General features: G+C 30.6%; 19 protein-coding genes and 1 other annotated feature. Of the genes, 11 read left to right on the top strand and 8 right to left on the bottom strand.

The genetic code is table 11. The annotated features are described in order from the left end of the window. The first annotated feature begins 40 nt into the window (after positions 1-40). Entirely contained in the window at positions 41-634 is a 594-nt protein-coding gene (locus tag KPL55_RS21015) for a class I SAM-dependent methyltransferase (RefSeq protein WP_216308717.1), read from the top strand. A 166-nt stretch (positions 635-800) separates the two neighbouring features. Here the strand turns inward: KPL55_RS21015 and KPL55_RS21010 are convergent, their stop codons facing one another. Continuing rightward, positions 801-1,253 carry a hypothetical protein gene (locus KPL55_RS21010; protein ID WP_216308716.1) on the bottom strand — a complete coding sequence of 151 codons (453 nt, stop codon included), beginning with the start codon at positions 1,251-1,253 and terminating at the stop codon, positions 801-803. A gap of 397 nt (positions 1,254-1,650) precedes the next feature. Between KPL55_RS21010 and KPL55_RS21005 the strand changes: the two genes are divergently transcribed. Both KPL55_RS21005 and KPL55_RS21000 read left to right on the top strand, forming a co-directional pair. Continuing rightward, positions 1,651-3,093, top strand: coding sequence for a multicopper oxidase domain-containing protein (locus KPL55_RS21005; RefSeq protein WP_216308715.1), 1,443 nt, complete (start codon positions 1,651-1,653; stop codon positions 3,091-3,093). A 215-nt stretch (positions 3,094-3,308) separates the two neighbouring features. Further along, positions 3,309-3,830, top strand: a complete 522-nt coding sequence (locus KPL55_RS21000; RefSeq protein WP_216308714.1) for a flavodoxin domain-containing protein — start codon at positions 3,309-3,311, stop codon at positions 3,828-3,830. A gap of 79 nt (positions 3,831-3,909) precedes the next feature. Here the strand turns inward: KPL55_RS21000 and KPL55_RS20995 are convergent, their stop codons facing one another. The 3 genes from KPL55_RS20995 to KPL55_RS20985 form a co-directional block, all read right to left on the bottom strand. Then, complete coding sequence (locus KPL55_RS20995) at positions 3,910-4,353, bottom strand: hypothetical protein (protein WP_216308713.1); 444 nt, start codon at positions 4,351-4,353, stop codon at positions 3,910-3,912. 79 nt (positions 4,354-4,432) lie between these two features. Further along, positions 4,433-5,179, bottom strand: coding sequence for a DeoR/GlpR family DNA-binding transcription regulator (locus tag KPL55_RS20990; RefSeq protein WP_216308712.1), 747 nt, complete (start codon positions 5,177-5,179; stop codon positions 4,433-4,435). 219 nt (positions 5,180-5,398) lie between these two features. Then, positions 5,399-5,506, bottom strand: a complete 108-nt coding sequence (locus tag KPL55_RS20985) for a YitT family protein (protein WP_246599718.1) — start codon at positions 5,504-5,506, stop codon at positions 5,399-5,401. 261 nt (positions 5,507-5,767) lie between these two features. On the opposite strand from KPL55_RS20985, the gene KPL55_RS20980 reads away from it, so the two are divergent. Then, the gene (locus tag KPL55_RS20980) at positions 5,768-6,220 is read left to right on the top strand and encodes a hypothetical protein (RefSeq protein WP_216308711.1); all 453 of its coding nucleotides are present in this window, start codon (positions 5,768-5,770) and stop codon (positions 6,218-6,220) included. A gap of 49 nt (positions 6,221-6,269) precedes the next feature. Here KPL55_RS20980 and fliB read toward each other — a convergent pair whose 3' ends face one another. From fliB to KPL55_RS20965, 3 genes are all read right to left on the bottom strand, one after another. Next, complete coding sequence (fliB, locus tag KPL55_RS20975; RefSeq protein WP_216308710.1) at positions 6,270-7,484, bottom strand: flagellin lysine-N-methylase; 1,215 nt, start codon at positions 7,482-7,484, stop codon at positions 6,270-6,272. A gap of 213 nt (positions 7,485-7,697) precedes the next feature. After that, on the bottom strand, positions 7,698-8,159 hold the full coding sequence (locus KPL55_RS20970; protein WP_216308709.1) for a hypothetical protein: 462 nt from the start codon (positions 8,157-8,159) through the stop codon (positions 7,698-7,700). Positions 8,160-8,377: 218 nt separating this feature from the next. Then, on the bottom strand, positions 8,378-9,241 hold the full coding sequence (locus tag KPL55_RS20965; protein ID WP_216308708.1) for a hypothetical protein: 864 nt from the start codon (positions 9,239-9,241) through the stop codon (positions 8,378-8,380). A 208-nt stretch (positions 9,242-9,449) separates the two neighbouring features. On the opposite strand from KPL55_RS20965, the gene KPL55_RS20960 reads away from it, so the two are divergent. Continuing rightward, positions 9,450-12,053, top strand: a complete 2,604-nt coding sequence (locus KPL55_RS20960; RefSeq protein ID WP_312887356.1) for an ABC transporter substrate binding protein — start codon at positions 9,450-9,452, stop codon at positions 12,051-12,053. Between the two features lie 113 nt (positions 12,054-12,166). Here KPL55_RS20960 and asnB read toward each other — a convergent pair whose 3' ends face one another. Next, positions 12,167-13,756 carry an asparagine synthase B gene (asnB, locus tag KPL55_RS20955; RefSeq protein WP_216308707.1) on the bottom strand — a complete coding sequence of 530 codons (1,590 nt, stop codon included), beginning with the start codon at positions 13,754-13,756 and terminating at the stop codon, positions 12,167-12,169. A 136-nt stretch (positions 13,757-13,892) separates the two neighbouring features. After that, positions 13,893-14,146: a binding site (T-box leader), on the bottom strand. A 235-nt stretch (positions 14,147-14,381) separates the two neighbouring features. Here asnB and KPL55_RS20950 point away from each other — a divergent pair. The 6 genes from KPL55_RS20950 (at position 14,382) to KPL55_RS20925 (ending at position 21,068) form a co-directional block, all read left to right on the top strand. Continuing rightward, the gene (locus KPL55_RS20950) at positions 14,382-15,776 is read left to right on the top strand and encodes a L,D-transpeptidase family protein (RefSeq protein ID WP_216308730.1); all 1,395 of its coding nucleotides are present in this window, start codon (positions 14,382-14,384) and stop codon (positions 15,774-15,776) included. A gap of 144 nt (positions 15,777-15,920) precedes the next feature. Further along, a complete protein-coding gene (locus KPL55_RS20945; protein ID WP_216308706.1) occupies positions 15,921-16,403 on the top strand; it encodes a hypothetical protein in 483 nt (160 codons plus the stop codon). A 106-nt stretch (positions 16,404-16,509) separates the two neighbouring features. Continuing rightward, entirely contained in the window at positions 16,510-17,250 is a 741-nt protein-coding gene (locus KPL55_RS20940; RefSeq protein ID WP_216308705.1) for a leucine-rich repeat domain-containing protein, read from the top strand. Positions 17,251-17,365: 115 nt separating this feature from the next. Further along, on the top strand, positions 17,366-18,841 hold the full coding sequence (locus KPL55_RS20935; protein WP_216308704.1) for a protein adenylyltransferase SelO: 1,476 nt from the start codon (positions 17,366-17,368) through the stop codon (positions 18,839-18,841). Between the two features lie 333 nt (positions 18,842-19,174). Continuing rightward, entirely contained in the window at positions 19,175-19,714 is a 540-nt protein-coding gene (locus KPL55_RS20930; protein ID WP_216308703.1) for a hypothetical protein, read from the top strand. Positions 19,715-19,922: 208 nt separating this feature from the next. Then, positions 19,923-21,068 carry a ribose-phosphate pyrophosphokinase gene (locus tag KPL55_RS20925; RefSeq protein WP_216308702.1) on the top strand — a complete coding sequence of 382 codons (1,146 nt, stop codon included), beginning with the start codon at positions 19,923-19,925 and terminating at the stop codon, positions 21,066-21,068. Positions 21,069-21,225: the final 157 nt, after the last annotated feature.

Here is a 21,225-nt window from a genome sequence, read left to right as displayed (position 1 = left end):
ATATAACAAATAAATTAATTTTATTAAGAGGAGGACAAATATGAAAAAACACCAACACAATTTAAAAGAAATGCAACAATTATCGAGAACAGTAGGATATTTAGACAGTCCTGAAAGAATAAAGGCTTTTCCACCAAAAGAACTATTGCAAATGCTCCCCATTAAAAAAACTGATAATATTTTAGATTTAGGTGCAGGTACAGGATATTTAGCAATTACTGCAGCTCAAATGGTTGATGGATTAGTTTATGCACTAGATATGAATCCTAAGATGCTGGACATTATAGAGTCTAAGGCTCAAGATGAAAATATTACAAACATTCAATTGGTTAAAGGAAGTATTGATGATATTCCACTACCTGATAATTCAATTGATATTGTACTAGCTTCGTTAGTTTTACATGAAGTTAGCCCATTATCTAAGACAATAAAGCAAATTAAACGTGTGCTTAAAGAAGGCGGATATTTTCTATGTGTCGAATTTGAAAAAACAGAAAGTGTTCTTGATGGCCCCCCAATGCATATAAGAATTCCTTCAGCGAATATGGAAGAGGAATTGATAAATGCTGGATTTAGTATAATACAAAAATTATTTCCAAGTGATCTTTTATACATCTTTATCGTTAAAAAGTAAGTTATATATAATGATAGTTGATTTTATTCCCATAAAAAATAGCCCTCCTTATAGTAAACAGTTTTATTATTTAACTGTTTACTATAAGGAAGGCATTTTTGGCTTCCGCTAATTCACATTTAATCAAAGATGCGTTGCAAGTATGATATTAATGTAAGATACCTACTTACCTTTTATTAAAAATAAAATGCTTTATCATTAAGCCTTTAAAAACTGCATGTACAATAGCATTAATTAAACTGTTATAATAATCAGCCATTAATGATGAAGTAATTATATTTTTATCAACTATGGCATTGAAAGCAACTTGTAAGCATAGCCATGCGGATAGAGTATATACAAGGCTTACCATAGTAATATGTTTATGTCCCCACTTTTTCACTGTAAGATAAACACTAGCACCAATAATTCCACCTATCAATAAATTTACTATGAAGCCTATTAATATTGAAGGTTTATTATAAGTAACAACAAGACTGTTTAATTGATATACGCTGTACTTTCCAAGTCCTAAAGAAAGTAAAATCCATGAACCTATTTCTCCTACAACTGTAGATGCAATACCTATTGCTCCTGCTATTAAAAGTTTATCATCATCTAAAATCTTTTTAACTTCCACGCTTTTGCCTCCTGTATGATATCGTTGGATTAACCTAATTTCTATATAGTCTTATCATACCCAAATATTTAGAAAATATCAGATTTAAACTTTTATATTAAACATATCCAAAAATAAAAAAGCGATTGACATGAAGTAACTGCCAAAATAAGCATGTAGGGCACCGAAGAATAAACGTCCCTCCATACTTTTATAACTAGTTTGTGCTAAATTCTGCATTCTTTAGATATTTTAAATATTTATTTGATTTTAGGGCCAATCCTATTACAACAGTCATATTATGAACTACTAATAAAGCAATGATTTGAAATTGTTTTATTGGTGATGTATCTATATGTGTAAAAATAGTATAGTGGTTTCAATATAGAAAAAATAGATAAACAGGAGTGATGATAAAATGAGTGTTAGACATTATGTGCTTTTAGCTACTGATGGGTTTATAGAGCTTCCAACATCGCCCAACTTGCCACCTGTAGAGACAGAGCGAAGGAAAGTGTATGTATTTGGTTTTGTTGGTGGGTTATATATGGTTAATAATAAAGTAGTGAACGAAGATCTTAATTGGACAAACCCATCTAACTTTCAAAAATTTAAAGAATTAATAGGAACTGCCACAATACCCTCACCTATGGTTTGGGGAAAAACTGGTGACATGGTTTATATAACATTAATAAATTTAGGAATGCCTACCGCAGGTATCATGGATACACATACCGTGCATATGCATGGAGCCCATGTGGCTACTCAGCTGGATGGTTTTCCAGAAACATCTTTTGGAGTTCCCATGTGGATGGATTTTGATGAAAAACCACCTGTGGCGACTTACCTTTTTGATACGGAGCATCCAGGAACCTATATGTATCATTGTCATGTTGAAGCATCTGAGCATGTTCAGATGGGTATGTATGGGGGGCTTATTGTCTATCCATCCATGGAAAGTCTTGCAGCGGCAGGCATAACAAAATTACCAGAATGTGGATGGTTTTACAAAGGAAAATTACAAGATCATATTTCTAAAACCGCCACAAATAAAAATTTTGCATACAATGATATACGGTCATATTTTGATAAGGAGTATGTGATGTTACTCTCTGATATAGATACAAGGTGGCATGATAGCGTTGAAACAGGGGGTGATTTCAATCCTGTAGATTTTAGACCTGACTTTTGGCTTGTAAACGGTCGTGCATTTCCAGACACCTTACTTCCACACCCATTAACTTCAATGTCCCAAGGTGATAAGAATGTATCTCGCCTTAACTATGAATCATATGTGCATGTAAAAACAGGAGAAATGTTCTTGCTTAGAATGATTAATATGGGGTACCAAGTAGTGCCGTGGCATATACACGGATGGCATTTTACCGTAGTAGGCAAGGACGCAGAACCAAGTCCATTTTTAAAGATAGCACAAAAACTAGATTTACACGGACATGAGGGACTTGAAAGAGGATTTACGGCTACAATAGGGTCAGGAGAAACCTTTGACCTATTAATAGATGCTGAAGATAAAAGAGCCGAGTATAGAAACTATATTGTAAATGGACAAGATTGTATAGCTTCATTGTGCAAACAAATGCGTAAAATTGATATAATAGATCCAGATGCAATAGCAGACATTCCCACTCAGCCAGTCAATATCGATAATATAGAAACAGTTAATTATTTAGAAATATGCCATGAACCTTCATGTGTTAATGATAATTTTTTTCCTCAATTTTATCCTATGCACAATCATGATGATTATAAGGTTACTAACAATGGAGTGTATCCAGGAGGACAATTGACCTATATTCAGACAGATGCTCCTGATGAGAAACATTTTCATGCCAATAAGTAAATTAATTATTAAGTAGCTAGTAAAGATAATATTACTGGCTACTTTTTTATTATTAAAAATATAATATGGGTTTTATAGGTATTAGTTGATTTATATTAATAATACATATTGACAAATAAATGAAAAACTAATATATTATGTATATATGTAACATGTTATCTATATACATAAAATGTATTGAAAATCAAAAAAATATAGTGTAAGAGGTGAAAATTATGAAAATAGTAGTAATATATAAGTCAAAAACAGGTTTTTCAAAGCAATATGCAAAATGGATTTCAGAGGAGTTATCTGCTGATATTTTTGAGGCTTCAGCAACTAATACAAATATGCTAGCAACCTATGACACCATAATCTATGGCGGTGGATTGTATGCTGGTGGCATAAATGGTACAAAGTATATAACACAAAACTTAGATAAACTCAAAAATAAAAAAAATGTTGTTTTTGCAACAGGAGTGTCCCCATTTAGAGAAGAGGCGATAAGTGAAGTAAGAGATAAAAACTTTACTTGTGAGGAACAGAAATATATACAATTCTTTTATTTAAGGGGTGGATTTGATTATAGTAAGCTTAAACCTTTTGATAAAGTGCTTATGACATTACTAAAATGGAAAATCAAAATGAAAAAGAAATTAACACCTGATGAAAGAGGTATGCTAGCCAGTTATGACAAACCAGTTGATTTTACTAGGAAGAAAAATATAGATGAAATAATAACCTATGTTAATTCATAAATCATGATATATTTGATTTTTTAATAATAGTGGTGACGGAGGTGGCTGGTGCAGTATTTACATCTCCAACACCAGCTAATTAAGCTAATCTTGTTTTTACAATATTCCCATTAACTTCAAATCGTTTTAGATATATCATAGCATTGTATTTTATTTTAATTGCTTTTTCAATATTATCTATTACTTGTTTATCCTTTTCAAAATGTTTATTATCAAAATTACATAAAGGTATATTAATATTAGTGAAATCCATATTGCTTGTAAAATCAATAAATCCTGTTGGGATAACATTTGTAATACTAGTTTTTTCATCTTTTTCTAAGATATATTCTATATTATTTTTCTTGAAAAAGTCCTCATTGTAAAACAATTTAATATCTAAATACTGACTATTTTGATTAAAGAATTTAGAAGAATTTAAAAATGAAACCTCATACAAATCATCTTCATTTTTTATACAGATATTCACCCCATAACGAATCCAGGTACCTTCAGTAACAAGATATTTCTTCTGAATTTCCATTTTGCATTACATCCCCTCACATTTTTATATCTGATTATAGATTTGTAACCATCTGGATATTATATTTATATGAATAAGGTTAAACTAGTTCAAGTTTCACTTGTTTAGATTCTAAAAAGGATCGAATTTCCGGTGAAATTTTCTTGTCAGTAATTACTTTATAAACATCCTCTGTTCGTAAATAGGGGGTTGCACTGGCATGCTCAAGTTTTGCAGATTCTGCTAAAATATAGGTGTGATTTGCACGAGCAGTCATAGCACGTACCGTATCAGATCTAATTAATTCAACTCCTGTAAAACCTATTTCTTTTGAAAAACCATCTGTTCCTACAAAAATTTTATCCACTTTAAGCTTTTTCACACATTCTTTTGTCATAGGACCCACCATAGACTGAGTATGTTTTTGATAATTTCCACCTAGTAGTATAATTTCTACATTATCATTGTCTTTAATAAAATTAGCAATGTATGAAGAATTAGTGATAATTGTAATACCCTTCCTAATAGATACAAGCTGCTCCACAAACATTGCACAGGTAGAGCCTGATTCGACGATAATAGTTTCGCGGTCCTCAACTAATTCTGCAGCTGCTTTAGCTATCTTTTGCTTTTCTTCATAATGAAATGCCATATGATAATTAATATCGTCTTTATTTTTTAATAAAGCATAACCACGTTCCCGTAGCAAGATACCCTTCCTAGATAAATACTCCAAATCTTTTCGAGTTGTAACTTGAGAAATTCCCAATAATTTTGACAATTCGTTAACTTCTATCTTTCCGTATTGACTTACAATTTCAATCAGTTTTATATGACGTTCATTCATAATTCATACTCCTTTGTATTAATTCTAGTATAGTAAAATGTTTCGTATATGTCAATTGAAAGTTTCGTACGAAACGTAATTTTAGACGTTCAATCTTAATCTTTTGCAAGTAATTATTACTCGATAATAAAGATTACTTAAATAGCCTCAATAAAAATAAAATTGAGAGTGAGTTATTTTTTTATGGTTAACAAAAATATAACCATATCTTAACCCAATCTAAATTACAATTATAAAACATTTTTCCAACATGATTGATATTCCAGTTATACCCCCTGTTATTAATCCATTTGGCTTTAAGATAGAAGTAATTGCAAATGCAATCAATAATTTTGAACTTATAGGCAGGTTAGATTAATTCTGTGTTAAGTTTAAGTTTAATGAGGTGCAACATTCTGACTAAATTTTAGGATGATTTTAATATATTATATTAAATATTAATTATTAACTAATTCAAAACAAACTTATAACATGTTCTTTACAATGAACTGTTAAAATAATGGAAACTGGTATAAATTTATATACATTTTTATAGAATAATTTTAAAAATTTTACTTTTAATAATTTATTAGAAAGGTGAGGATTAAAATGAGAGAAGAAGAATTGTTGTATAATGTAATTTTCCCGGAAGATGATGATCCTAATTTTATTAATTATGGTTATTTTATAGGGAGGAACAAAAGAAGTATATATAAATTGAAAGCTACTATTAATGATAGTCAACTAAATCCAATAATAATTTGCGATGGTAATAAAGAAAATGCTTTTTTTGCTAAAGTTTTTCAAAACGAAGTAGATAGATTTTTGAAAATTATCAATGAGTTTAGTTTCAAACAAATTAAGATAGATACTCAGTATATGAATGAAATTAAGTACCTTTTTGGTGAAGAGGTGATAATTCATCAAAAAAAAGCGTATAAGGCTGCCCATTGTCAATATCCACTGAGAGCTAACAACGGAATGATAAATTGGAAATTAGGAGATATAGTAGCATCAAATTTAAAATGTGAAAATAAACCAAACATAAAAAGAGCTATATAATCAATTTATGAATATAATTCAATAGTTACTTCTTACTAACAAAACTATTTTATAAAAGCTTTTTAGTGAATTCTAAATTATCGAGTTTGTTTTCTTTCATATAATTTATTGAATCATCTAAATAAGTTCTGTGATGTTCTATAGTTTTTGAGAAGGATTGAATAAATTCCACTATATTTTCTTTGTTATCTTGTTTATTATTTAGATATTTACCAACTAAATAGAATCTAATAAATGAATATCTTACTAATAGCATACTATATCCATCAAATATTGATTCAGAGTCAGAAAACGGAAACAAATAGTTATACATAAAATTCACCAAATAGTTTTCAAAAATATAGCTATTACTATTCATAAATTTTTCAGTATAATCTTCAAATGCTTTTATGTACAATTCTGAATGCTTACTAATATCCTCGTCTTCATTAAACTTGAAACCAGTTATAATTTCCTTAGTGTGTTCCTTAAAAGAAAGACTATCAACATCGTTAGATACATTTAAAAAATTAAGCATACTTTTAAAAAATTCCATCTGAACAATATAGTTTAATTGTTCTCTTTCATAATCAACCGAATTCATATCATATTCCATAATAAATCTAGGTGCATTACTGTAATTATATTCAAGTTCCTCTTCTAATTTTTTTATAAAATCACCTAATATATATAACCTTTTACTTAAGTTGAATTTCCTGTTTTGTATTATTTTAATACTTAATTCTCTAATCTCTTTTAAATATTTAATAGGTGAACTATCATATTCTTTAGAGCTAGTTTCGATATCACTTGATATTATATGTTTGCCTAAAGTTTCTTCACTTTCTTTAAATTCAATTCCTTCCTCTTTAAGTAAAATAATTCTTGCAGCTTCAGGGCAGGCTACATCAAGTGAGATTTCATAACATACATCTACTTTATTAATTATTCTAGGAAAACATGTGCAAACATTTGAAAGATACTCTTCTCCAATTTTAGAATAAATAATGCAATAATTACACTCATCTAAAAAGGCACACCTTTTTCCGGTTTTCAATTTTGCTTTTCCATAATCCACATCAGGGCTTAGGTAATAATCATTTATATGAATATTTTGTTGAAACATTTTCTTCATTTCTTTGTCTTTAACCTTAGTATATTGTTTGAAGGTAACCTTATCAATATCTATATCCCATCCAATACAACAACTGTCTGTACACTTTCCACCAATACAACTAAATTCTTTAAGATAGGTTGGATACCTCATTTTTATATTTTTTTCCATTGTCTACTTCCTTTACAGATAAATTACTTTTATGTTTCGTATTCATTTTACTACATATATTGTTTTAAAATCAAAAATACAAACATATTATAAATTAGTTAATATATTTACTATAAATTCAAAATTAAACACAGGATTAACATAAAAAATGTTAATCCTGTGTTTTATTTTTTAAAATTTCCAATTCGAGTTAGTCTGGTCTAATTAAATGAATTAATAACCAAGGTCTGAGATGATATCGGATGCTTTATCCTTGTATTTTAATGGGATAGCAGCATATATAAATGTTTTATCAATTCTTGATATAACATAATATAAATCTCCTGTAGTTGCTTTATAATAGCCATAATTTTTCAATGATACTGACTTATGTGAAGATGTTGATGATAATTTTTCTGCTTTCTCAATGTTTTCTTTATTTGTTTTATATGCATTTTGTGCTTGCGCTGTAGATTCAACAACATAAAATTCGATTTTACATGTATCCTTTTCTGCTAATTGTACAGACTCCACTAAACCTGCATCAAATTGGCTTGTAGCATCAGTTAGTGTATATTCCAAACCTTCCATTGATGATTTAAAATCGTCAGCTGTTATAGCTTCTCTTTTGCTACAACTACTTAAAAGCAATAACATACCAAATATTAAAAGTAAACTTAATATTCTTTTTTTCATTTAGATAGCCCCCTGCTTAAATTAGATTGTGTAAAACTGTCTAATTTAAATATTATATACAATATCACGTTATTATACCATAGTTGTATGGTTTAAATTCTATTAATATATTCTTGAAAGTCTCAGCTTGAGTGGAGCTAAGTTTATTAAAAGTAAACACCACTTACTAGTAAAGTGGTGTTTATGGTTAGAATTAATGAGAAAAAGTTATAGTCACTTTATTTCCGAGCTGCTAATATGCAAAGAGCATATGCAAACAGGTTGACCAAAATATTGGATGGGCCAGTGCCTTGTGGTTGTTGACATATAAACTCTTTTGTTAGAGTATCTAAAATTACATAGCCACGACCGATGCAATATTCTGCTAAAACTGCCCTTTGAATATTATTAAAAGTGGCTGTCATTAGTACTGTGGATTCACAGGGCAAGGTAATGCCTTGCTCTAGGTTGCCGTGAGCTACAGAGCAACTACACTCCATATCGATATTATTGTTATTTAATTGAATTGGACATTTCGAAAAAGGGTGCTTAAATGCCTTATGAGTCAAGGTAACATCTCGGCATGGATCAGGAAATATTAAATCAGGTGTACCTTTGGCACCGGGGGCAATATAGCCACCGGAGGATAAATTATCTCCCATATCTATAATTAAGACACCGCCCGCCCTTGTAAATGATTTTAAATTAGCTTGGGCTTGTGGGTCATTTTCCTGCGCTGCAGTAACTGCACTTCCTTCACTGTTAGATGGAATCAATACAACTGCAGTATTACAGGGAATTCCGACTGCAAGGTCGCTCATAGGGTGTATAAAATAGTCTGTTCCTAATATCTTTCCCAAAAATAATAGTGTAGCATTATTACGATTTTCACCGAACCAAGGGATATAATTCTGATAAACACGAATTATAGGACCGCGTACCACCTTCGCTTCGAGCTGTGTTAATTCTGTTGTATAAATAGTCTCCTGAGGAATATAATCCGCTTCAGGTGTAATAGTATTGTTGCTCATTATATCTACTCCTTTATTTTTTAATGTCATATGACAATATATCTTATGAGCATATAGCCAAAAAGTGTACAAGTATTGCTTGTACCACTAAAGATTTGTCGTTACCACTGGTAATATAATCGGTTACGTTACGGTTTAAGTTAACCCACGTTAGACTAAATTAAAATAAATACTATATAGTCTGTATTGTTATATAGTTCGACAATATATGACATAAGTATTTTGTTATAATGTGTATAATTGAGTAGAGTGTTTAGAATACAACAGTGGGGGTATTGTGGTGAAAAAAGTAATGATGTTAATAATTAAAACTTTATGGATAATTCTTGTTGTCTTTTCTCTGAATTACTTAGTGTTTTCACCAGGTACTGTGACTTATGCATCTGCTGAAAAAAATGTGTTATTTATTAGTTCATATACTGAAAGCTTCGACTCAGTGCCATACCAAATTAGTGGAATTCAATCAGTATTTAAGCCGAATGACATAAATTTGGATATTGAATACATGGATACGAAAAGGTTTGATACAGATGAGAACATGAGAAATTTTTATCAATTGATTAAATATAAATTTCAGAAACTTCCACCCTATGATGCGATAATAGTGGGTGATGACAATGCACTTGAGTTTATATTGAAATATCAAAAGGAATTATTTAATGAAACACCTATAATTTTTTTAGGGATTAATGATGTAAATAGGGCTATTATAGCTGCCAAAGATACTAATATTACTGGAGTGATTGAAGCCTTTTCTTTGGCTGAAACAATTCAGATTGCACAGAAATTTAATGAAAAAGCCACAAAGGTTCTAGCAATAATAGATGACACAATAACGGGCAAAGGTGATAAAGAGCAGTTTTATCAAACACAGAAGAATTTTAAAACACTTTCTTTTAGGGATTTGAACGCGTCGGAGTATACATTTGATGAGTTAAAGGGTGTTTTGAAAAAAATTGAGAAGGATACTATTTTATTATATCTAAGTATGTTTCAAGATAAAACTGGAGCCATTTTAAATATAAATGAATCAGTAAAATTATTGGTCGAAAATACAAGGGTACCAGTATATCGTGCATCTATTGGTGGTGTTGGACAAGGATTATTAGGTGGGAAAATGGTATCCTATGATGAACAGGGAAGAGTAGCTGCTAATATGGCACTTAAAGTTCTCACAGGCACTCCAATTGACACAATAAAAATTATTACTAAAAGCCCAAACAAATACATCTTTGATTATCAGATTATTGAGAAATATAATATGAATAAGAAAGTGATACCTGAAGATGCAGTTCTAATTAATAAAAGAATATCATTTTATGATCAAAACAAGAAAGTTATATGGATTGTGTTACTGATTATAGGGTTTTTACTTATTTTAATTATAGTCATAATGATGGATAATATTAAAAGAAGAATTATTGTAAAAGAATTAAATGAGAGCCATGAGGAACTTGAAGCAACATATGAAGAACTGGTGGCTTCCCAGGATGAGTTAGGAGCCCAATATAAGACTATACAACAGAATGCTAATAAAATTACTATACTTAATCAAAAGTATGAAATTGCTATAAATAGCACTGAATATCTTGCTTATCATGATTCACTTACAACACTTCCTAATAGGAGAAGTTTTATGAATAAAATTAGTGAACAAATTGTGAGTGGAACACCTGGTGCAATTTTATTATTAGATTTGGATAATTTTAAAGGTATTAATGATACATTAGGACATGCTTTTGGTGATAGTATATTAAAGGAAATTGCAATGAGACTTTTTACTCTCGCAAATGAAAAAATCTTTGTTTCAAGATTTGGAGGGGATGAATTTCTTATACTAATATGTGATGAGAATAATAATGAAGGTATTGTTAGGTACGCACAGAAGGTCATTGAATTATTTACAGAACCTTTTGACATGAAAGGAAATAAAAGATATTTTCATTTTAGTATTGGTATTGCACAATTTCCAAAGGATAGCAATGATATAGAAGAATTAATCATGTATGCTGATACTGCCATGTACAAGGTTAAAAATTCTGGTAAAAACAATTATGTGTTTTTTGAAAAAGAAATGATTGAAAAATTAAAAGAAATTGTAGATATTGAACATATTTTAGTAGATGCGTTAAAGACAGATGGTTTCGCTTTAGTTTACCAACCACAAGTACATACTATGACTGGGAAAATAACTGGGTTCGAAGCGCTTCTTAGATTAAAAGAACACAGAATATCTCCCGGTAAGTTTATCCCTATAGCTGAAGAGGCTGGGCTTATAGTAGACATAGGAAGATGGGTAACTATTGAAGCTATAAATCAAATTGCAATATGGAAGGAAAAGGGTTTTGAATTAAAGCCAATTGCAATTAATCTTTCAAGTAAACAGCTTAGTGATGAGAATTATAATGATTTTCTAAAATGTTTGTTAAAGAAAAAGGGTGTAGAGGCAAGGTATCTTGAGATCGAAATAACTGAAAGTATTTTACTAGAGGAATCTAATGATACTATATTATTTTTGAATAAAATAAAAGACATAGGAATAAAAATATCTTTAGATGATTTTGGTACGGGGTATTCTTCCTTTAATTATTTAACTTTTCTACCACTCGACAAGATTAAATTAGATAAATCTCTTATAGATAAATTTTTAAAACCAGACAGAATTCAAATAATGGACAATATTATTTCTCTTGCTCATAGTTTGAATCTAGAAATTACTGCAGAAGGTGTAGAGGAATATGAACAGTATAGACTACTTAAGGTAGGTGGTTGTGATTATATTCAAGGTTATTTCTTTAGCAAACCACTCGCAGCTGGAGAAATTGAGAAAATCTATAATACCAATTTTTTAGAGAAAATTAGCATTGAGGGTAGCAAATATTAATTGATTGGAAATGTAAATATAAATGCGACATAAAAACACCGTAAAATTCAGTTATGAATAATACGGTGTTTTGAGGATTTATTAGGATTAAGAGTATGGGAGTATTTCCTTAATTATTTACCACTGGCACCATAGTTTGATAACATTCTGGCGCTAGGGTCTGTTACGTTACAGCCTTCCCATTCTTTGTTTGGCATCCAAAAGTCTACTATCATTTCAGCTTGTAATGGATAATATTTTTCGAAATATTCTCTGTATAACAATGATTCTTTTGTAAATGGTTTAGAATTATTTTTATACTTTTTACATAGTTTTTCAAATTCTTCATCCGAATAGCATGATTCTGCATATTCTTTTAAATAATCTACCATAGAATGACCTACAGCATCGCTAAATGCTGCTTTTTCACGATATAAGATATTATCTGGCAGATAATCTCCTTCAAATGAACGCCTCAAAAGGTATTTACCCATGTTGTATTTGTTTAATTTCTTTTCAGGGTCAATGGACATAACATATTTTACAAAATCTAAATCTCCAAATGGTACCCTTGCTTCTAGAGAGTTTGAGCTAATGCAACGGTCTGCACGAAGTACATCATACATATGAAGCTCGCGGATTCTCTTTTGGGATTCTTTTTGAAATTCCTGCGCATTTGGAGCAAAATCAGTATATTTATATCCAAATAACTCATCAGAAATTTCACCTGTTAGAAGCACTCTGACATCAGATATCTCATGTATTTTCTTGCAAATCAAATACATTCCCATACTTGCTCTTATAGTGGTAATATCGTAGGTCCCAAGAAGTTTTATAACCTGCTCAAGTGATCCAAGCACTTCTTCTTTTGTCATATATATAGTGGTGTGATCACTATGAATATAATCTGCAACTTCTTGTGCATATTTAAGGTCAATTGCATCACCAGTCATACCTATAGCAAATGTTTTAATTGGTTTATTAGGATACATTTTTTGAGCAATTGAACATACTAAAGAACTGTCGAGGCCTCCACTTAACAAGAAACCTACAGGAGCATCAGCATCCATACGTTTTTCTATAGCAGTTACAAATTTATCATGAATTTTGCTGAAGATAACTTCTAAGTCATCATTACAATAATCACCTTCAACTACTGCGATATCGCAGTAGCATGTAAATTTACCATCAGCATAATAATGTCCTGGTGGAAATGACTTAATGTTGTAAGTAAGCCCAACTAGATTTTTCGCCTCACTTGCAAATATGATGTTGCCTGATTCGGAATAACCATAGAAAAGAGGGCGGATTCCAATTGGATCTCTCGCTGCAACGAAACTGTTCTTTTTTCCATCATATATGATAATTGCAAATTCTGCATCTAATTTTGAAAACATATCTAGCCCATATTCATAGTACATTGGAAGTAATATTTCACAGTCACTATCAGAAATAAACTTGTGTCCTTTTTCCATTAGGTCTTTCTTAATTTCACGGAAACCGTAAAGTTCACCGTTACAGATGGATGCATCAGTATTCCTTGTGTATGGCTGCATTCCACTAAAACTTAAATCCATAATAGAAAGTCTTTGAAACCCCAAAATACCAGAGGGTAAAGTGAGAATCTCTGTCATATCTGGTCCTCTAGATTCGGTTCTTTGTAGTGCCTCTGCAAATTTATCGTGTTTCATGTCTGTTCCTGTATAACACATAATTGTACACATATTAATATTCCTCCTTCTAGTCGGAAACACGGGGTAATTAAACCCGCTCGCTTCCGCTCACAAATTACCCGTTAAAGTCCATTTAGGACTTTAACCTCCTTAATTTTAGATATAAAAAAAAGTCCTCATCCTATAAAAATAGGACGAAAGACTTATACTTCCGCGGTACCACCTAAATTAGCTAATAAAGCTCACTTTAATCAGTACGGAATTAATATAAATTCGATACTGCCCAATCTATAACGGTTTGGCTCCGTCCAATACTACTCTTAATAAATTTCGTTTGGAAGCTCCGGGATGTTCTTCATTATTTGATTCGTATCAGTCTCTCACCGCCACTGATTCGCTTTGACTCTTCACAATAACTACTCTTCCCATCAATGCTTTTCTATTGATTACATGATATTTAATTTTGAATTTAGTTCATTTTACTTCGTATTTTACAATTCGTCAATAGTTTTATGAATTATTTCTTTGAATAAAATTCATTTTTTTTGAAATCCCTCTATTTAGTTTTAAAATCAAAGATGCAAACATATTATTAATTAGTTAATATATTTAATTTTTTGTTTAAGGTGATAAATTAATATTAAAGAGATAAATCAGTATGAAAGGAAATAACAGTATGAAGAATGTTGATATAAAAAAGCTTTTTAATAGTAAGGGTGCTGGAAATGTTATTATTTTAGTAATTTCAATTTTATTAATATATTTGCTTGGCTGCTTGTATTTTTCTAAGCATTTCTTTTTTAATACAGTAATAAACGGGGTAGATGTGTCATTAAAATCGCATAAAAATACACCTAATATAATTAGAAGTTATGTTAAGGAGTATAATCTGATACTCGTAGAAAGAAATGGGGAAATAGAAGAATTAAAAGGAAAAGATATAGGAATAACGTACAATGAAAAAAATAGTATAAATAAAGTTTACTATAGGAAAAATTCATTTAAATGGATAATTTCATTGTTGAAGGAGCAAAAATATTATGTTGGCGATTTATTTGTATATAATAAAGATGATTTAAATAATGCTATAAATGGATTAAATTGTTTAAATACAATTCTAATAGAACCTCAAAATGTAAGCTTTAAGTATATAAATGGTTCCTATAATGTAATTGAAGAAGTATATGGAAATAAGATTATTAAAGATGATTTATATGAACATATAGAAAAAAGCATACTAGAAGGAGTTAGAAAGTTAGATTTAAATGGAAATCTTTGTTATGAAAATCCAAAATACACTATAAATTCAGATATTACTCTTAAAACTAAAAATTTAATGAATGAGTATGTGAGAGCAAAAATCACATATAAATTTGGAAGTGAAAAGGAAATATTAGATGGAAATATAATAAGTGGATGGATTAGTGTTGATAAAAATTTAAAACCGGTTATAAGCGAAATAGAAGTTATGAAATATGTTAGAGAATTGAGCAAAAAATATGATACCGTCGGAATAGCAAGAAATTTTAAAACCGCTATGGGGAAAATAGTAGAAGTTAGCGGTGGAATTTATGGCTGGCAAATTAATCGTGATGCTGAAGCAGAAGTTTTATTAAAAAATATAAAAACAGGTAAAATGTTTGAAAAAGAACCTATATATACTAGGAAGGCCTTATATAGGGCGGAAAATGATATAGGAAACTCTTATGTAGAAATTAATATAACAAGGCAGCATTTATGGTTTTATAAAAATGGAAAGCTTATAACTCAAGGTTCTGTGGTAACAGGGAATCCTAGCAGAGGACGTTCTACTGTCCTTGGAACTTATATGCTTAATTATAAACAAAAGGGGGCGAAATTAACTGGACCTGGGTATGAAGCCCCAGTAACTTATTGGATGCCTTTTTTCGGGAATATAGGATTGCATGATGCAAGCTGGAGATATTCTTTTGGAGGAGAAATATATAAGAGAAGAGGAAGCCATGGATGCATAAATGCTCCAATATATTTAGCTAAAACAATTTATGATAATATTGAGGAGGGAACTCCAATTATTTGTTATGAAGAATAAGGTTTGCTTTGGAAAGATAGTAGCTAATTAGTACAAATGTAATATTGACATGTTGTCCACTTTGTGGTATAAATAATATTGGGAATTTATGAATATTTTATATGTTTTAATTATATTTATAATATACTGGAGGTGGGCGTTAAAGTGAAAAATTCATTTAAAACAAGATTAATATTTACAATGGTAGTGTTACTAAGTTTAGGGTTAACTGCTTGTGGTCTTAATAATAAATCTAAAGATAAAGTTGTAAATTACACAAAAGAAGAAGTTAATGTTTTTCAAAAAACACCAGAGACAATAATTAAAACTTATTATGCGGATGCTTTGCCATTATATCAATCAGCAGAGCCAGACGAAAAAGGTTTGAGTAGACTTTATAGTTTAATAAAGATTTGTGTTGCTAACACAGATAAATCAGAAGAGGTTTATGTTACACAAGTAAAGAATAATATAATAAAAACTTTTAAAACTTATGGTAAATTGCTTGATTATAAAATATCAGAACCTGTCAAAAATTTAGATGGTTCTACAAAAATAACTGTAGTGGAGCAATATGAAAAACGTGATCTTACTTCTGTATTTAATTTAAAAAAAGAAAATGATCTTTGGTATATATACAAGAAATAATTATATAGTCTAAGCAATTATATGCTCCCCTTAAGGTAACAGAGTTACTAGAAAGGGGAGCATTTTTGCAAAGTATTGAATTTGAAATATGGAGAGTGGATAGTTTATGTTTGGAGAAAAAATTAAAAATGATGTAGATGGAATACCTAATAAGAGGTTATACAAGGAAATTTGTAAGCAAGTCAGCAAGGGCATTTTTGGCGGTGGAATCAGTGTTAAGAATGCATTAAAGACTACACAATTAACTTTAGTAGACATGGAGATTAATGATATTTCATTCTTGAAGTATTTTAAAAATTTAGAAAGTATTAGTTTAAGTGGTAATGAAATAAATAATTTAGCTCCACTAAAAGATTTGAAGAAACTTAAGGTGTTAAATGTTGATGAAAACAATATCTATGAATTAGATTCATTAAGTAGTTTAACTACGCTAATAGAAGTTGAGGCAGAGGGAAATCAAATTAGTAATATATATGCATTACGTAATCTACTAAATTTAGAATCCCTTGGACTAGGACGTAATAAGGTTTCAGATATTTCAGCTATCAGTAATTTAAATAAGTTGAAGTATATAGATCTAGAAGGTAATACTGTGAAGGATATTTCGGTTCTTAAAAATTTAATAAATCTTGAAGAGCTTGATATGAATAAAAATGAAATAGAAGACATATCACCCCTCATTAATTTATCAAAACTTATATTTGTCTTTTTTAACAATAATAAAATAAAAGATTTAACTCCTATATCTAATCTTGAGGGGATCTCAATCGCTGAATTTACTAATAATCCGTTAGAAAGTATAGATTGGAAAGCGAAATTATCTCGAATTGAAACATTATTAATTTAAAAAAATATATCGTAACACAAAAATGGTAATACTATTGCTAAAGGAGCTTTAGTAATTAGTAAAGTCTTAATTATAAAGAGATATAATTAAAAATAAAAAAAAGAAAGGAGATACTATGACAAAGACAAAAGAAATAATAGAAACTGGATGGAACTTAGACAACAGTTATGCTCGTCTGCCGGAATTATTTTTTACTAGACTTGAGATAAATCCTGTACAATCACCGAAGCTAATCATTGTTAATTATCCACTGGCAACATCTCTTGGACTTAACGCCGACGCACTAGAAAGTGAAGACGGAGTTGCAGTTCTTGCAGGTAACAAAGTTCCTGAAGGTTCTTTACCTCTTGCTCAAGCTTATGCTGGACATCAGTTTGGGCACTTTGCAATGTTAGGTGACGGACGGGCTTTGCTTATTGGTGAGCAAATTACCCCACTAGGTAAACGCTTTGATATTCAGCTCAAGGGTTCAGGTAGAACACCGTATTCCCGTGGTGGAGATGGTCGAGCGGCACTTGGACCGATGCTTCGCGAATACATTATTAGCGAAGCGATGCATGCACTTGGTATTCCTACAACTCGTAGCTTAGCGGTGGTGACAACAGGTGAAGCAGTAATTCGTGAAACCGACCTTCCTGGTGCAATTATGACCCGAGTGGCAGACAGTCATATACGTGTGGGAACATTTCAATTTGTTTCAAAATGGGGAAATGATCAGGAGCTTAAGGCCTTGGCTGATTATACATTACAAAGACATTTTCCAGGCGCAGGCCTGGGAGTAAACCGTTATCTTTTCCTGCTTCAGGAAGTTATCAAGCGTCAGGCGGTGTTGATTGCAAAATGGCAACTGGTTGGATTTATACACGGTGTAATGAACACCGACAACATGGCCATTAGCGGAGAGACTATTGATTATGGTCCTTGTGCTTTCATGGATGTCTATGACCTGAAAACGGTCTTTAGTTCAATTGATGTTAATGGACGATATGCATATGGCAATCAGCCGAGTATTGCAGCATGGAATCTCGCGAGATTTGCCGAGACTCTATTGCCACTGCTACATGATAATCAAGCGGAGGCTCTTAAACTGGCTCAGGGTGAGATTTTAAATTTTACAAAGATTTATCACTGTAATTGGATCTCTGGAATGAGAGCAAAACTGGGTTTGTTTAATGAAGAGTTTCGCGATGAATCCATTATTGAAGATCTTCTCACTATGATGCAGAAATACCAGGCAGACTATACCAATACATTTCGCGATTTAACCTTTGATAAATCGTCGGATTCGAGCTTGTTTAGCTCTGATGAATTTTCTCTGTGGAAAAAGCTCTGGAAGGCTAGATTAAGTAGGCAACAAGAATCAAAGGCTTCCTCGCATAAGTTGATGCAAAGCAGCAATCCTGCGATAATCCCTCGTAACCACCGGGTAGAGGAGGCAATTGAGGCCGTTGTAAAACAAGGTGATTACAGCGTTATGGAGCGACTTCTTGATGCCCTTTCAAGCCCATATGATCACTCAACAAAGAAAGATGATTACTCCACACTACCTGAGAAACTGGATCGTCCTTACAGAACCTTTTGCGGAACATGATATGCTTGTAGATAATGAAAATTCTTAATGATAAAACTTGTTATTAATATGTTGCAAATTTAAAGGATAGTCCATTTAAAAATGGAATATCCTTTAATTTTTTTAGTGAAATTGCTTGTGATAGCGATAAAAACTACCATTCTTCAATTTCAATTATGTTATAATTAGTTTCTACCATGTTGGTATAATATGGTGAAAAATCTAGTTCTAAAAATAAGTAAAAGATAAAAGTGGGTGGCAATTATAAATTATTTTTTATATTTTGTAATTAATATTGTAATTTTTACAGTGGTTTTCAAAATATGTATATGGATAACTAAAAAATATGCTGGCGTGAATAAGTTAAATGGAAAACGGAGAAGAAAATATATTTTAAACAAAACATTAGATCCGTTAAAAAAATCAGATGAAACAAATATAAATAGAGAAAAGGAATTTTCATTATTCAATTTTATGTATGTATTAGTATGGGGTTCATTATTATTCATTTTAATTAGTGCTGCTCCTTATAGTGTAAAAACAATTTCTTTATTTTTAATAATTCTCATAATATTATTAATGGCCAGTGGTTTTGGAAGCCATATTATAATAGAAGAAGATAGAATTATAAGAAAGGGCATTTTCTGTTTAAGTTTTAGAGGGAAAAGGAATGTATATTTTAATGAAATATATGATATGTCAGTTAGATACAAGATTGTATTAGGGAAGTACAAAATTTACACTGAACCTATTTATATATTTAAGAATAAAGAAAATAGAAAAATATGTATTATAGATGCAGATAATTTGCCATTTAAATTAATGTCTGAGATGGATATGGTACTATTAAGCATTCTTAGACAAAATAAGGAATATAACAAGGGGAATATGTAAATTCTTTTTATTTTGTTTATTCTTTTTTTCAATTCTAATATATATTAAAGCGTGAGGCATATCGAATGACCTATTACATCTCAATAATAAAATAACATTATAAAATTTACTCTATTTGTAGTACTATGTATGTATATAATAATTAAATATATACATACTAGCATAACGTTCTACATCTATTTATATTAAAGAGGGGTTGTAGTTATATATGAATTTAAATCCAATAATGTATGGAGAGTTAGGTATTATTGCATTAGAAAATTGTAGTGAATTGGGAAATAAAGTTGATTGTCATATACAAAAAAACAGACTGAAAAATTTAAAAAATGATATAAGGGACGATGAGGCTGAGAAGAAGTCATATCTACTCCCAATACGGCAAATAAGATTTTCTAATGGTGAAGCTAAAATCCAACTTACAGAGTCTGTAAGAGGAAAGGATATCTTTATAATATCTGATATTGGAAACTATAGTTGTACCTATGACATGTTTGGTTTTGTAAATCACATTGGTCCAGATGAACATTTCCAGGATATTAAAAGAGTATTGTCTGCTTTAGGAGGAAAAGCAAGAAGGGTAACTGTGATAATGCCGTTACTCTACGCGTCAAGGCAACATAGGCGTAAGGGCCGAGAATCGTTAGATTGCGCTATTGCATTACAAGAACTTCAGAGATTAGGTGTAAATGATATTATTACATTTGACGTTCACGACCCAAATATTCAAAATGCTATTCCTCAGATTTCTCTTGAAAATCTGTATCCTACATATGAAATTGTTAAAACTTTTCTTAAAGAGGAAAGAGATTTATTTATTGATAGAACAAAAATGTTAGTAATTAGTCCAGATACAGGGGCTATGGACAGAGCGATATATTATTCAAGTATGTTAGGTCTTGACATAGGACTGTTCTACAAAAGGAGAGATCATTCGTTGATAATTAAAGGAGAAAATCCCATAGTACAACATGAGTATATGGGTAGAGATGTTGAAAATCAGAACATCTTAATTGTTGATGATATGATTGCATCTGGAGAATCTGTATTTGATATCGTTCTTCAATTGAAAAAGCGTAAAGCTAATAATATATATGTGGCAACTACGTTTTCTTTTTTCACAAAAGGTATTGAAAAGTTCAATGAGTTTTATGAAAAGGGGTATATTAAAAGAGTATTCTCTACAAATTTAACCTATATTCCTAAAACGATTAAACATGCAGAATGGTTTAAGGAAGTTGATATGTCTGGTCTTATTGCAAAGGTTATCGATAATATCAATTGTGATAAATCGATTTCTCCATTATTGGATGCAACTGAGGGAATAAAGGAACTTCTAGCAAAAAGTAATTTATAAATAACTCTATGTGTTTGAGTTTTATGATAATAGAAGGCACTCTTTTTGATATGATACCTCTAAAGTAGACAGTTTAAATATAAAAACTGATACTTTGGAGGTATTTTTAATGTCAAAACCTAAATGTCCTGCTGAACAAAAATTACAAGCTGTCGAA

Origin of the sequence: Clostridium lacusfryxellense (genome assembly GCF_018861735.1) — a bacterium.
Lineage (GTDB): Bacteria > Bacillota > Clostridia > Clostridiales > Clostridiaceae > Clostridium_AD > Clostridium_AD lacusfryxellense.
The sequence above is the reverse complement of the archived record's forward strand: the minus strand, read 5'-3'. Positions and strand labels throughout refer to the sequence as shown.